The sequence below is a fragment of the Rhizobium sp. NZLR11 genome (assembly GCF_019685115.1).
Lineage (GTDB): Bacteria > Pseudomonadota > Alphaproteobacteria > Rhizobiales > Rhizobiaceae > Rhizobium.
The window spans coordinates 408,428-422,211 of the sequence record NZ_JABDWD010000001.1; the positions used below are offsets into that span (position 1 = coordinate 408,428).

16 protein-coding genes are annotated in these 13,784 nt (G+C 58.8%); 4 read left to right on the forward strand and 12 right to left on the reverse strand.

The features are described from left to right. Position 1: 1 nt before the first annotated feature. The 8 genes from HJB83_RS01880 to rfbA are packed head-to-tail and all read right to left on the reverse strand — an operon-like array spanning position 2 to position 7,135. Positions 2-847 (reverse strand): NAD(P)-dependent oxidoreductase, encoded by an 846-nt coding sequence (locus HJB83_RS01880; RefSeq protein WP_221131233.1) that lies wholly within the window; start codon positions 845-847, stop codon positions 2-4. Then, on the reverse strand, positions 840-1,553 hold the full coding sequence (locus HJB83_RS01885; protein WP_221131234.1) for a nucleotidyltransferase family protein: 714 nt from the start codon (positions 1,551-1,553) through the stop codon (positions 840-842). Before HJB83_RS01885 ends, HJB83_RS01880 begins: the two co-directional genes overlap by 8 nt. After that, positions 1,546-2,526 (reverse strand): NAD-dependent 4,6-dehydratase LegB, encoded by a 981-nt coding sequence (locus HJB83_RS01890; protein ID WP_221131235.1) that lies wholly within the window; start codon positions 2,524-2,526, stop codon positions 1,546-1,548. The genes HJB83_RS01885 and HJB83_RS01890 overlap by 8 nt, the downstream gene beginning before the upstream one ends. Beyond that, positions 2,523-3,842 carry an ABC transporter ATP-binding protein gene (locus HJB83_RS01895; protein ID WP_221131236.1) on the reverse strand — a complete coding sequence of 440 codons (1,320 nt, stop codon included), beginning with the start codon at positions 3,840-3,842 and terminating at the stop codon, positions 2,523-2,525. The genes HJB83_RS01890 and HJB83_RS01895 overlap by 4 nt, the downstream gene beginning before the upstream one ends. Next, positions 3,842-4,720, reverse strand: coding sequence for an ABC transporter permease (locus HJB83_RS01900; RefSeq protein WP_207583019.1), 879 nt, complete (start codon positions 4,718-4,720; stop codon positions 3,842-3,844). Before HJB83_RS01900 ends, HJB83_RS01895 begins: the two co-directional genes overlap by 1 nt. After that, positions 4,717-5,823, reverse strand: a complete 1,107-nt coding sequence (locus HJB83_RS01905; protein WP_221131287.1) for a DegT/DnrJ/EryC1/StrS aminotransferase family protein — start codon at positions 5,821-5,823, stop codon at positions 4,717-4,719. The genes HJB83_RS01900 and HJB83_RS01905 overlap by 4 nt, the downstream gene beginning before the upstream one ends. A gap of 1 nt (position 5,824) precedes the next feature. Beyond that, a complete protein-coding gene (locus tag HJB83_RS01910) occupies positions 5,825-6,199 on the reverse strand; it encodes an FdtA/QdtA family cupin domain-containing protein (RefSeq protein ID WP_221131237.1) in 375 nt (124 codons plus the stop codon). A 24-nt stretch (positions 6,200-6,223) separates the two neighbouring features. Further along, positions 6,224-7,135 (reverse strand): glucose-1-phosphate thymidylyltransferase RfbA, encoded by a 912-nt coding sequence (rfbA, locus tag HJB83_RS01915; protein ID WP_221131238.1) that lies wholly within the window; start codon positions 7,133-7,135, stop codon positions 6,224-6,226. A gap of 253 nt (positions 7,136-7,388) precedes the next feature. On the opposite strand from rfbA, the gene HJB83_RS01920 reads away from it, so the two are divergent. Further along, complete coding sequence (locus HJB83_RS01920; protein WP_221131239.1) at positions 7,389-8,177, forward strand: glycosyltransferase family 2 protein; 789 nt, start codon at positions 7,389-7,391, stop codon at positions 8,175-8,177. Between the two features lie 41 nt (positions 8,178-8,218). On the opposite strand, the gene HJB83_RS01925 is transcribed toward HJB83_RS01920, so the two are convergent. The 3 genes from HJB83_RS01925 to HJB83_RS01935 are packed head-to-tail and all read right to left on the reverse strand — an operon-like array spanning position 8,219 to position 10,206. Then, entirely contained in the window at positions 8,219-9,022 is an 804-nt protein-coding gene (locus HJB83_RS01925; protein ID WP_221131240.1) for an anti-sigma factor, read from the reverse strand. Continuing rightward, positions 9,019-9,624, reverse strand: a complete 606-nt coding sequence (locus HJB83_RS01930) for an RNA polymerase sigma factor (protein ID WP_207583013.1) — start codon at positions 9,622-9,624, stop codon at positions 9,019-9,021. Before HJB83_RS01930 ends, HJB83_RS01925 begins: the two co-directional genes overlap by 4 nt. A gap of 45 nt (positions 9,625-9,669) precedes the next feature. Beyond that, on the reverse strand, positions 9,670-10,206 hold the full coding sequence (locus tag HJB83_RS01935) for a tetratricopeptide repeat protein (RefSeq protein ID WP_207583012.1): 537 nt from the start codon (positions 10,204-10,206) through the stop codon (positions 9,670-9,672). Positions 10,207-10,375: 169 nt separating this feature from the next. Between HJB83_RS01935 and HJB83_RS01940 the strand changes: the two genes are divergently transcribed. The 3 genes from HJB83_RS01940 (at position 10,376) to HJB83_RS01950 (ending at position 13,250) form a co-directional block, all read left to right on the forward strand. Then, complete coding sequence (locus HJB83_RS01940) at positions 10,376-11,428, forward strand: type III polyketide synthase (RefSeq protein WP_207583011.1); 1,053 nt, start codon at positions 10,376-10,378, stop codon at positions 11,426-11,428. Continuing rightward, on the forward strand, positions 11,425-11,928 hold the full coding sequence (locus tag HJB83_RS01945) for an isoprenylcysteine carboxyl methyltransferase family protein (protein WP_207583010.1): 504 nt from the start codon (positions 11,425-11,427) through the stop codon (positions 11,926-11,928). The genes HJB83_RS01940 and HJB83_RS01945 overlap by 4 nt, the downstream gene beginning before the upstream one ends. A gap of 74 nt (positions 11,929-12,002) precedes the next feature. Continuing rightward, the gene (locus tag HJB83_RS01950) at positions 12,003-13,250 is read left to right on the forward strand and encodes an FAD-binding oxidoreductase (protein WP_207583009.1); all 1,248 of its coding nucleotides are present in this window, start codon (positions 12,003-12,005) and stop codon (positions 13,248-13,250) included. Here HJB83_RS01950 and HJB83_RS01955 read toward each other — a convergent pair. Next, positions 13,240-13,779 carry a gluconokinase gene (locus HJB83_RS01955; protein WP_207583008.1) on the reverse strand — a complete coding sequence of 180 codons (540 nt, stop codon included), beginning with the start codon at positions 13,777-13,779 and terminating at the stop codon, positions 13,240-13,242. The two genes, HJB83_RS01950 and HJB83_RS01955, sit on opposite strands and share 11 nt — an antisense overlap. Positions 13,780-13,784: the final 5 nt, after the last annotated feature.

Below are 13,784 nucleotides of genomic sequence, written 5' to 3' on the forward strand. Positions count from 1 at the left end.
TTTACGACTCCTTCATCATCGCGCGGATCCCGGCCGGCAGATCCCATTCCGGCCACCATCCAAGAATGGCACGAGCCCGCGCAATATCGGCCCGCACGTCAGGTATTTCATTCCGCCGAACAGCGCAAGACGACACCACCGGTAGATGAGTGCCGGCGCACTCCTGCAAGATATCGATGATTTCCTGCACCGAATGCGATGTGCCGGAGCCAATATTGATGCAATGATAGCCTTCCGAAACGTCCATCGCCTTGGCAAAGGCGCTCAGCACATCGTCAACGAATACATAGTCACGCCGCGGGCTCAGATCCAGAACCTTTATTTCCTGCTTCGCCCTTATCTGCTCCAGAAGCATCGGGATCAGAAATTCGGGCCGCTGCCCAGCGCCATATATATTGAAAAGGCGCAATACCACCACTGGTATCTGCTCGTGTGTGGCAGCAAACTCACAGAGTTGTTCGGCAAGGAGTTTGGAAAGAGCGTAGGGATTGTTCGGCCTGGCCGGATCGCTTTCATGGATCGGCAGGCGCTCCGGCACTCCGTAAACATAGGCGCTTGCGAATACGAGCCTCGCCTTGTGTCGCTTGCACCAGTTCAACGCGTGCTGTGTACCAAGAACATTGGCGGCCATGAAACTCGGGCCTTGTGACCAGCTGTCCGGGACAAACGTCCTGCCGGCAAGATGAAACAGCGTGCCTGCTGCGGGAAGCTTCTGCCACATTCCCTCTTCGCTTATGTCGCCATGTGTTCGGTCAAGCGCAAGCACATCAACGCCGGCCTGTTCAAGCCGCTCTACCAGACGCTTGCCGAGAAAGCCGCCCGCACCGGTGACGATGGCATCAACCATTCAAGAACCTGGATTTCATGGTTTCGAACTGCTCGATCGCCAATGCGTAATCGTCGGGGCGTCCGATATCGAGCCAGTAGCCTTGAAAATCACGCACTGTGGCCGACTTGCCCGCCGCAAGGAGATCGAGCATCAGCTGGTCGAAGCCGTAAGCGCCGCGTTGCGGTATGTGGTCGACGGCCCCCGAAGACACCATGTAGACGCCCATGCTGACTTTATACTCGGCCGTCGGCTTCTCCCGGAAACCGGTCAGGCGTCCTGCCTCGTTGGTATCAAGAACGCCGTAGTCTATGCGATGCTCACGTGTCTTTGACGAGATGGTGAATATGTTGCCGTCGCGGACGTGAGCATCATGAAAATCGGCATAGTTGAGGTCCGTCAGGATGTCTCCGTTCATCACCAGAAAATTCTCCGGTAGATCCTTGATCAATCGTAGCGGCCCCATAGTGCCGAGCGGCTGATCCTCGAGCGAATAATCGATGCGCACGCCCCACTTGTCGCCGTCCTGGAAAAACGCCTTGATCAATTCGGCCTGATGGTTGACGGCGAGCGTTATGTGCTCAAACCCGCCTGATATCAGCTGACGAATGATGACCTCAAGAATAGGATAATCGCCGATTGGCATCAGAGGTTTTGGAAGGACGACGGTGTAGGGCCGCAACCGCGTTCCCATTCCCCCCGCCAGAATGACTGCGCGCCTAGACATTGAAAATATCCGCCTTATACCGCGCCAGATTCTGCGGCTGACGCAGCCATTCTATCGTTGCCTTCAAACCGTCTTCCAAGCTGTAACGCGGCGAAAATCCCGTCAGAGACTTGATCAGGCTGTTGTCACAGCACAAGCGTTCCACTTCACTGTTTGCCGGACGCAAACGCTGTTCGTCGCATTCGATCTCTACGCTGACGCCAATGATGTCGGCGATCAACTGAACGGTATCGCCGATCGAGATCTCGCTCCCGGAGCCGACGTTGACCGTCTGGCCGACGGCTTCGTCGCTGGCCGCCAGCGCCAGAAAGCCGTCGCATGTATCCTGCACGAAATTGAAGTCCCGCGTGGGCGAAAGCGCACCAAGCTTCAGCGTCGTCCGCCCGCTCAGAAGCTGCGAAATCACAGTCGGAATAACTGCCCTTGCCGATTGTCTAGGGCCGAAAGTGTTGAACGGCCGTGCGATCGTCACCGGCAGGTCAAAGCTCGAATGATAGCTGTAGGCGATCGCGTCGGCGCCGATCTTGGAAGCCGAATACGGCGACTGCGCCTGAAGGGGATGGCTTTCGCTGATCGGCACAAAACGCGCCGTCCCGTAGACTTCACTCGTCGAGGTCTGGATTACCCTTCCGACACCGGCGTCGAGAGCGCCTTGAAGAACGTTCAGCGTCCCATGCACATTGGTGTCGATATAGCTTGATGGAGCCTGATAAGAGTAGGGAATAGCGATTAGGGCGGCAAGATGGAAGATCGTGTCGACGCCTTTGGCGACGGAGCGCATCTGCGCCGGATCGCGGACGTCTCCAAGGATCACCTCGAATTGGCCGCGGTATTCAGACTGGTCAAGCCAACCCCAGCTGGAAAACGAGTTGTACTGGCAAAGGGCGCGAACTTCGACGCCCGACCTGACCAGCGTCTCGATAAGATGAGAGCCGATAAATCCATCCGCCCCAGTGACAAGCGCTCTCTTCATTTCAAAACACCTTCAGAATTGCGCAGGAAGAGCTTTTCTATCTCCCAGGGCAATTGGATCGCCGAAATCGACGGCTTTCGTTGCTGGCCCAGCATCTGGATAATTCCGACATTGTCCTCCACGTCGAACCGGATACCCTCGGCGACGGAATAGATCGAGAACCGGCTCGATATGCCCAATCGCACGTAAAAGGTGCCCGTGTTGAGGAGATATCCGGGAAATCTGACGCGAGCTTTGTAATAGCCGGCTGGCCGGGTATCCAGGCGCCCGACGTCGAGCTCGGGATCGGAAAGGCTGATGAGGGGGGTATAGCCGTCCTCCATCATGATCTGCATTCCGACCGAGAGGCCAGAGAGCGGCTCCCTCAACTCGTATTCGACCTCGACAGAGAAATCCTTCGATAGCTCCAACGTTCCGGAAAGCTCGCCTTGAGAATTCAACACCGAAACACGGCAAATGACTGCCTTTCCGTCGACGTCCTCGGGATTGACCGAGTAACTTGCCGTGCCCCCGAATTCCGGGCGATCGAGATAGGCCTTTATCACATCCGCGGTATCGCCCATCGCAGCAACTTTTCCATCAGCCATCAGAATCGATTTCGGGCAGATGCTGCTGATCGCTGTCATGTTGTGGCTGACGAAGATAATCGTTCGGCCGGCCTTGGTGACCTCCTGCATGCGTCCCATGCATTTGTTCTGGAAGTTGACGTCGCCGACGGCCAATACCTCGTCGACCAAGAGTATTTCCGGCTCGAGATGCGCCGCGACGGAGAAGGCCAGGCGGACATACATGCCGGACGAATACCGCTTCACCGGCGTGTCGATGAATTCGCCGATCTCCGCAAACTCGACAATTTCGTCGAATTTCGACCTAACCTCGGCACGGCTCATCCCGAGGATGGCGCCATTCAGATAGACGTTCTCCCGACCGGTGAGTTCCGGATGAAATCCCGTACCTACTTCAAGGAGGCTGGCAATTCTGCCTCGTATACCGATGAAGCCCGAATTCGGCATGGTGATACGCGACATCACCTTCAACAGTGTGGATTTTCCGGCTCCGTTCCTGCCGATAATCCCGACGATCTCGCCGTGCCCGACCTCGAAAGAGACATCATCCAACGCGTGGAAGATGTCTCCCTTGAGTCGCGACTGCGCGCCGCGGTCGGACGTATGGTCGGATAGGGAAACGTTCGGATCCGGAAGGTTGCGCCACTTCGCCCACCAGCTCTGAAGGTCGCGATAGAGGGTGCCGTGATTGATCACGCCGAGACGATACAGCTTGCTGACGTGCTCCGCTCGAATAACGATATCGTGCATCAGACGGTATCCATCGCGTTGGCTTCCGCCCGCGAGAAAAGTGCCAGCCCGCATAGAGTGATTGCGATAGTCACTGCGAGATTGGCGAGACAAAGACCGACGGGCAAGGCGGGAGCGTCGAATAGCGCCCAGCGGAAGGTTTGAACCGGCGTCGTCATTGGATTGAGGTAATAGAACCAATGATACCGTTCCGGGATCTGGCTGAAGGGGTACACAATCGGCGTACCATACATCCAGAGTTGCGTCATGAACCCGACGGCGTAGACGAGATCGCGAAAACGGACCGTGAGAGCAGAAACCACAAGCCCGGCACCAATGCCCAGCACGGCGATATAGAGAAGCACCAGCGGCGTCAGAAACAGGAACCAATAGTTCAGGGCCAGATCGGGATTGGCAATTTTCAGGACAATGGAAACCGTCAACAAGAGGAGGAACTGGATCGCAAAGGCGACAAGGCCGCTCATCGCAACGGATAGCGGCACCACAAGCCTCGGAAAATAAACCTTGCCGAACAGATTGGCGTTCTTCGAGAAGACTTCAGAGTTGTTGGTCAGACAGGCAGAAAAATAACTCCAGATGATCGTGCCCGACATGTAAAACAGAAAGGGCGGAAGGCCATCCGTGGAAAGATTAGCGATTTTTCCAAACACAACATAATAGGTCATCGCCGTCAGCGACGGTTGGATGATGTACCAGATGGGTCCGAGAATGGTCTGTTTGTAAAATGTGGTGAAATCCCGCTTGAAAAACATCCAGACGAGATCGCGATATCGCCAGACAAGGCCGAGATCCGGCCTATTGCCCTTGGAAGGCTTGATAACGATATCCCAATCGTCATCCGCACGTGCCGAGGCCGGTCCTTTCAGGTGCTCTGTCATGCCGCCAACTTCAGCTTTTCCGGGAGCGCAGCGAGAAGGCTGCAGACACGCTCGATCTCATCGCTGCTATGCCCGGCGGAAATAGGCAGGCTCAGCTCGGTGGCATGCAGCTCATCGGCAATGGGATAATCGCCGGAAAGAATGCCTTGCATTGCCTTCTGCCTATGCGGTGCAATCGGATAATGTATCTCGGTCTTGACACCGTTATCGAGCAGCCACTGACGCAATTCGTCGCGGGCGGGGTGCCGTATCCCGAAGATATGAAATACGTCATACTCGGCAGGTCGACGAAGCGGCTGCGCGAGCCATTTGGGCAGATTGGCAAAATAGATACCGGCCAGGGCCCGTTTATGTTCAGTCACCTCATCGAGGTGACGCAGTTTGACCCGCAGGAATGCCGCCTGCATCTCATCAAGCCTGGAATTTACACCGATATAGACGTTCTCATATTTTTTCTTCGAGCCGTAATTGCGCATGTGTCTGAGGCGATCTGCAAATTCGTCATCATCCGTGACGATCGCGCCCGCATCTCCGAGAGCTCCAAGATTCTTGGTCGGATAGAAGCTGAAGCAGCCGGCGATTCCAAAGGTGCCGGTCAGCTTGCCGTCATAGCGTGCACCATGAGACTGCGCGCAATCCTCGATCACCTTGAGACCATGTTCGTTTGCAAACGCGGCGATCTCGGTCATCCGGCAGGCTTTGCCGAAAAGATGCGTCACACAGATTGCCTTCGTGTGGCGAGTGAGCGCCGCGGGCAAGCGCTCCGGATCGATATTGAACGTTTCGCGTTCGGGCTCCACCAGAACGGGTTTGTGGCCGGCGCGAAGAATTGCCAGAATCGTGGCGATATAGGTATTGGAGGCAACCATGATCTCGCTGCCTTTCGGCAGATCGAGCGCTTCGATCGACAGGATCAGCGCATCTAGACCATTGGCCACGCTGATGCAATGTTTGCTTTCCGCAAAGGCGGCGAATTCAGCTTCGAATGAGGAAACCTCATTCCCAAGTATGTACCACCCGGAACGAATCACACGGGAAGCAACCGCTTCCAACTCTTCCATCAGCGCGCGGTTGGCCTGCGCAAGACTTTCATACTCAATCATCTCAGAGCCGTTCATAGGGAGTGTCGATGTAATCATCCTTATCATATCCGCGAGAGGCAAAAACGAGCAGGATTGAACCGGGACCGAAGGTCATTTCGTGCCAGTCCCTTGGCTCTACAAGCAGGCACTGGTCCGGTGACGACAAGACGATCTCTTCCCGGGCCTTTCCATCGTCCATCAAAATCATCACGCTTCCCGAAAGCGCCACCAACGCCTGTCGAGTCTGGTGATGACGATGGCCGCCGCGTGTATATCCGTCGGCTCCATAGATCCAGAAGCTCCGGGCGACCGGAAATGGCAGTATTCCGTCCATGACGGTCAGCGCGCCTCGTCCGTCGGACATCGTCTTCAACGTAAGCAGGGTAAAAGCAGACAAGATTGGTTTTCCAGTTTTGCCGGTTCAGCCGGTTGGGAAATGTGGAGCTGGTTCCCTCACCAAGCTGATGAGGTATCGACCGTAAGAGCTCTTTTCAAGTGGAGCCGCCAGCCTTAGCAGTTGCTCGGCATCTATGTATTCCAAATGAAAGGCGATTTCTTCGGGGCAGGCAATCTTCAGCCCCTGGCGCCGCTCGATGGTGGCAATGAACTGACTGGCTTCAAGGAGTGAATCGTGCGTGCCCGTATCAAGCCAGGCATGCCCCCTCCCTAGGACGGCAACATTGAGCCTGCCGGCCGACAAATAATGCCGATTGATATCGGTAATCTCGGTTTCGCCGCGTGGCGAGGGTTTCAAGCCGGCAGCAATGTCGACCACGTCATTGTCGTAGAAATATAAACCCGTCACCGCATAAGATGAGCGGGGCCTGGACGGCTTTTCCTCCAAGGTGAGGACTTTGCCCTGACCGTCAAATTCCACCACCCCATACCGTTCGGGATCGTGGACTTTATACGCGAAGATCGTCGCTTCGTCCGACCTCTCGGAAGCCGCGGATAAATCATGCGTCAGGAGGTTGCCGTAAAAGATATTGTCTCCGAGCACGAGGGCGGTTGCCTCTCGCCCGATGAATTCCCTGCCGATCGAGAACGCCTGGGGAATGCCTTCCGGCGCGGCCTGCACGGCATATTGAAGATTCAATCCCCATTGGGCGCCGTCCCCCAGCAGCTGTTCAAAACGCGGCGTGTCCTGCGGCGTAGAGATAATCAGGATATCCCGGATACCTGCAAGCATCAGCGTTGATAGGGGATAGTAGATCATCGGTTTGTCAAAAACCGGAAGAAGTTGCTTCGAAATAGCGAGGGTCGCGGGATGGAGCCGAGTGCCCGAGCCCCCGGCGAGCAAGATGCCCTTGCGCAGCTTTTTCTTCGAAGACAAGAGACCTCCTGCAATTTGGTAATCTGCGCGCATTCACGAGCCTGTCGTGATGACGATCGCTGTTCGACACTGCTCACTACAGATAGATCGATCAGCATGCAATGCACTTACCGAGACGGGAAGTAGCCCAATCGCTGATCAATCCAGCATTGATCGAGGATAATGTGCGGTACCGGATTGCGACGCCGCCTTTCTATCTGCTACGGGTTGGCCAGATTTCGCCCCTCAGAATGTGAGCAAGACACCCGTTAAAATGGCTGCTGACACTGCCGATCCACGCACTCCCCGGATAAGCCTTATCACTGTTTGCTGGAACGCCGAGCAGACCATTGCCGATACGTTGCGGTCCATCGACATGCAAACCTACCGCGATTTCGAGCACGTCATCGTCGACGGTGGCTCAAGCGATTCCACGCTCGCCATCATTGCTTCGGCGCCGGCGGACAACCGCCGCGTACTTTCGGGACGGGACGGGGGTATCTATGAGGCCATGAACAAGGGGATTGGCCTTGCGAGCGGCGACATCATCGGATTCTTGAATGCGGATGACACTTTCGAGAGCAGCGACTCCCTCGAAACCGTGGCGGCCACGCTGGACGATGAAGCCTATGACGGCTGCTATGGCGATCTCATCTATGTTTCCAACCAGCATACCGATCGCACAGTCCGTTATTGGAAATCCTGTCCGTTTGAACCCGGTTCTTTTGGACGCGGCTGGTGTCCGCCGCATCCGACATTCTATGTTCGACGTCACATCTATGACCGGTTTGGGACGTTCGATCTGCGTTATCGGCTGGCAGCCGACGTCGAGCTGATGATGCGATTTCTGGAAGTCGCGCGCATCAAAACCATTTATATCCCCCGCGTGTTGGTCAGGATGCGCTTGGGGGGCGCCACTAACAAAAACGTCCAAAACATATCGCGTCAGAACAAGGAAGTGCTGCGTGCCCTTGCTGACCACGGCTTCAGTGTCTCGACTCCAATGTTCTGGGCATCGAAGCTAGTGAACCGCCTCGGCCAGTTCCTCACACGAAATCGATAGCAGGATTTATCACGTCCAATATCAGGCCGGGCCAATCGCGGTCAGACCGTAACCCTCCCCCGCACCCCCTCCGCAATCGCCGTCATCCGATCCGCCGCCGCATGTCCGATCAGCATGAAGGCGTGCGTTTCGTTCGACCAGTAGACGACATTCATGCCCTTGCGGTTTTCGAGGTCCGGCGCCTTGAGGCCTGCATCTGATCTGACGATGCAGAGTGCCATCGGGCCGGTTTCCGGGTCGAGATAGGCGATCTGGGCGAGCGGTTTGCCGTCATATTGCAGCAGCAAAGCGCGTTTGAAGTCGATGCCCGGAAGCGAGACGGCTTCGGGAGACAGCGACAGGCCGAGCTTTTCGTCGAGGGATCCGAGTTGGGCGGTCTGGACGTCTCTGGCGGGAACGGGGCCAGCCAGCGTTTCCGGCGTATAGAGGGAGATATAGTCGGCGACCACGGCGCGCCATTCGCTGTTTTCGTCCCTTGCCGAAAAGCCTTTGCCGATGCCGATGAAAGCGCGGTCGATGGCGATGCCGGCAATCAGCGAGGCGGCAAGCGCGCCGAGGAAGTGGCGACGGGTGGCGAATATGGGTGCGGAGCCGGATTTTGCGCGCTCTTGCACGGGGATGGCGGCGAGCATCGTCTCCAGTTTCTGGCGCGGGGCCCGCGACAGCAGTGGGGCAAAGGCCCGCTCGAAGGGCAGGCTGGCGCGCGCCAGGAATTCCAGCCGTTCGGCGACGCTCTCGTCTTCATTCACCAGGGTTTCGATGCGCGCGGCCTCTTCGGCCGTCAATTCGCCGTCGATGAAGGCGGTCAGCTCCTCGTCAGAGGGAATGATTTGCTTCGTGTTCATTGCCGTCCCCCTTCCAGGCCATCGCCTGAGAGCTTGGCGCGGGCAGCCGCCAGCCGGCTCATCACTGTTCCGATCGGAATATCCAATATGCTTGCCACCTCGCGATAGGAAAGCCCTTCGACATAGGCGAGGAAAACCACCGTCCTCTGTGCTTCGGGCAGGGCATTGACCCGTTTCAGCACCTGACCGGCCATCACCTGCGTTTCGGTGGCATGTGCGCCGTCGAAGGTCAGCGTCTCCCGGGCATCGACGAAACCCTGGCCCTGGCGCACCCTGCGGGAACGGATCTCGTTCAGCCAGATCGAATGCAGGATCGAAAACAGCCAGCGGTCGAGACGGGTGCCGGGGACGAACTGATCGGCGCGTTCCAGCGCGCGAACACAGGTCGCCTGCACCAGGTCGTCGGCGACATCACGCTGATGCGAGAGAACAAGACCATAACGCCAGAGCCTTGCCAGATTTTCCGTCAGGCCGCTCCTGATATCCGCTTCGCTGGCGATGGCCGCCTCCGCCGATCCTGCATTTTTCGGAACCGCCGGACGAACCGGCGATTCCATTCTCGCGCGACTATAGGCAGGAAATGAGGTAGGCGCGACAGACATTCTCACATGCCTTTCTCTGTTCCGTTTCCCGCCGGTGCCTGCCAATCAGATCTTCGACGGGTCGATGATGGCGGCGTTCAGATCCTGATATTCCTCACAAGCGGTGCCGCAGATCGCCTTGATGGTGCTCAACTGATCCTTGGCGAGGTCGAGCTGACCCTTGATGACATAGGCTTCGCCGAGATATTCGCGGACCTTGGCGTATTGCGGGTCCATCTTCACCGACTTGAGGTAGTAGGAGATGCCCTCGTCGGTGCGGCCGAGCTTGCGGGTGGCATAACCGCGATAGTTCAGCACCTCGGCCGTGTTCTGGTCCTTGACCGTGTCGAGCATGGCAAGCGCCTCCTCATAGCGGCCAGTCTTGGCCAGCGAATAGGCGTAGTCGGTGCGGTTCTCGTCCGAGACGTTGGCGCTCTGCTGCTTGACGCATTTCTTGGTCTTCTGGTCGTAGATCTCACCCTTCTTGCAGGTTGGCATCGTGCTGCTGTCATTGCCGGCTGCAAAGACCGGGCCGGAGAAAACGGAAGCGGCAAGGCAGCCGCCGAGAATGAGGGAAGCAGTACGGACTGTCATGATCGTCATGGGAAAACTCCTCGAAAGTGACGTTGCGAGGAGAAAACACCGCTGCCCCGAGCTTTATTCGGCAGCCTCTCTATTTTCTCCATCACGGCTTCGTGAAGCCACCGAGGCCGAATAAATCGTCGAAACCGCGTGTTCTCAGCGTTACGCCGGGAACGACAAGGAGAATTTAGTGACCGATACCGTAAAACTCGTCAGCCTCGCCGTCGCCGCACCCGAACATGTCATTTTCCAGAAAGAGGCGGTCGAAGCCTCCGGCCGGCTGTTTGCCGACCGTTTCGAGGATTTTCGCCATCTTGCCCGCGTCTTCGACAGCGCCGGTATTCAGAAGCGCCATGCGGCACGTCCGCTTGCCTGGTTCGACGAACCGCATGGCTGGCAGGATCGGATGGAGGCCTATGCGGAGGTGGCGGGCGGGCTCTTCGTTGAGGCCGCCAGCTCGGCACTGCATCGGGCCGGGCTGACGGCCAGGGATGTCGACTGTGTGGTTACGGTCTCCTCCACCGGTTTTACGACGCCGAGCCTCGACGCGCAGATGGCCCGCCGGATGGGCTTCAGGGCCGATATCGAGCGCGTGCCGGTCTTCGGGCTCGGCTGTGCTGCCGGCGTGTCGGGCTTTGCGATCGCCTCGCGGCAGGCGCGGAGCCGGCCGGGCGCCGTCGTGCTGTTCGTCTCGATCGAGCTTTGCACGCTTGCCTTCCGGCTGGACGAACTGACCCGGCCGAACATCATCGCGACAGCGCTGTTCGGCGACGGCGCTGCCGCCTGCGTGCTGCGGTCGGGCGGAGGCGGGATGGCGGAAGTGGAATCGACCGGCGAACACCTCTTCCCCGATACGCTCGACATCATGGGCTGGAAGATCGACGACGGTGGCTTCGGCATCGTGCTGGCGCAATCGCTGCCACCCTTTGCCGAGCGCGAGCTTGGTCCGGCGGTGAGCGCCATTCTGGCGCGAAACGGGCTGAAACCGGCAGATATCGACCGCTTCATATGCCATCCCGGCGGAACGAAAGTGCTGGCAGCGATGGAGAGCGCGCTTTCGCTGGCGCCCGGCTCGCTCGATCACGAGCGTGCGGTGCTTGCCGACTACGGCAACATGTCGTCGCCGACCATCCTGTTCGTGCTGGAACGGGCGATCCGTGCCGGGTTGCCGGCGCGCGCGGCGATGATTGCCATGGGCCCAGGCTTTTCGGCCAGCTGCGTGACGCTCAGGAGGACGGCATGATGTGGCCGTCGATCGCGCTGCTTACCTTCGTGACGCTGCAGCGGCTGGCGGAGCTCGCGCTCGCCCGGCGCAACACCGCCGCCCTGCTCGCCAAGGGCGCCAGAGAGGTCGCGGCGGAGCACTATCCCGTCATGGTGGCGCTGCATACAGCCTGGATTGTCGGGCTCTGGCTGCTTGCTTCAGGCAGGCCGGTCGAGCCCTTCTGGTTTGCCGTGTTCATGGCGCTGCAGGCGCTGCGGCTCTGGGTGCTGGCAACGCTGAAGGGCCGCTGGACGACGCGCATTATCGTCCTGCCCGGCGCGCCGCTCATAACATCGGGACCCTATCGCTTCTTTCAGCATCCGAACTACGCGATCGTCGTCGGCGAGATCGCCGCCCTTCCGCTGGCCTTCGGACTGCCGTTTTACGCGATCGGCTTTTCGCTTCTCAACGCCCTTGTCCTCTATATCCGCGTGAAGGCTGAAAATGCCGCACTGAAAAGCGCAATGATTTTGAAATGAATGCGATTTTTCGTTTGCGCGGCGGTATCCGCACGGGCATTTTCACCCGATAAACAAAGCGGAATGCAGGGGAAATGACGAAGAACGCAATCGTGCTCGGCGCCGGCATCGTCGGGGTGTCGGCGGCCATCCATCTTCAGCGGCGCGGCCGGCAGGTGACGCTGATCGACCGCAAGGATCCGGGCAGCGAGACCTCCTTCGGCAATGCCGGCCTGATCCAGCGCGAAGGCGTCATGCCTTACGGCTTTCCCCAGCAGCTCGGGCTTCTGCTGCGTTATGCACTGAATAACCGCACCGACGCGCATTATCACCTGCGCACGCTGCCGAGCCAGGTCGGCTTTCTCGCCCGCTACTGGTGGAATTCCAATGCGCGGCGCCACGCGGTCATCACCCGGGCCTATGCGCCGCTGATCGAAAATTCAATTGCCGAACATAAGGATCTGGTCGAGGCGGCGCAGGCCGAAGCGCTGATCCGCAAGGACGGCTGGATGAAGATCTTCCGGACTGAGGCCAAGCGTGACCAGGCCCTGGCGGAGGCCGCACTTTGGCAGAATGAATTCGGGGTGGAATATGACAGCCTGACCTCGGCCGATATCGCCCGCATGGAACCGGATATAACAGGCGATTTCGCCGGCGGCATCCACTGGCGCGACCCCTGGTCGGTGCTCGACCCGCATGCGCTGACATCGGCCTATCGCCGCTATTTCGAAAGCCTCGGCGGCCGGTTCGTCAAAGGCGACGCCGCCTCGCTCGGCCAGTTCGGCTCCGGCTGGAAGATCATGACTGCGGAAGGCCCCCTCGAAGCCGACGATGCAGTTCTGGCGCTTGGTCCCTGGGCGGCGGTTGCGACGCGCCGGCTCGGCTATTCCTTGCCGCTCGGCGTCAAACGCGGCTATCACATGCATTATGCCACCAAGGGCAATGCCGTTCTCAACAACTGGATGCTCGATGCCGAACGCGGCTATCTCATGGCGCCGATGCGCCGCGGCATCCGTCTGACGACGGGCGCGGAGTTCGCAACGCTCGATGCGCCAAAGACGCCGGTCCAGCTCGACCGGGCCGAGGCCGTGGCCCGCACGATTTTCCCGCTCGGAGAGAGGCTCGATCCCGAACCCTGGATGGGTGCCCGCCCCTGCACGCCGGATATGATGCCGATCATCGGCAAGGCGCCGCGCCATCAGGGACTGTGGTTCGCCTTCGGCCATGCCCATCACGGGCTGACGCTCGGACCGGTGACCGGCCGCGTGCTTGCCGAACTCATTACCGGCGAGGCGCCGTTCATTGATATTGCCGCCTATTCGCCGCAGCGCTTCAAGCCGTGATACCGAGGGCTGCAAGACCTTCGAGGGCCGTGGCCGAGATGCCGTCGATCGTGTCGTCGATATCGACGGTGACGACGCCATGCTCGCCGGTCGGCGCTTCGAGCGTCGCCAGCTGGCTTTCGAGCAGCGACACCGGCATGAAATGGCCCTTGCGCTCGCCCATCCGTTTCGTCAGCAATTGCCTGGAGCCTTCGAGATAGACGAAGAAGAGATTGCCGCCGGCAGCAGCTCGCAGCCTGTCGCGATAGATGCGTTTCAGCGCCGAGCAGGAGACGATGATGCCCTCGCCTTTCTCAAGCGAGGCCTTCATGTCTTCGCCGATGCGGTCGAGCCAGGGCATCCGGTCCTCGTCGGTCAGCGGAATGCCCTTCGACATCTTCTCGACATTGGCGGCGGGATGCAGCGCATCGCCTTCGACGAAGGCCAGGTGCAAGGCTCCCGCGAGCTTTTCGCCGACGGAGGATTTGCCGCAGCCGCTGACCCCCATGACGATGATTGCATGGGGCCTGCTCGTCTGCTCACCCGGCATGTTTC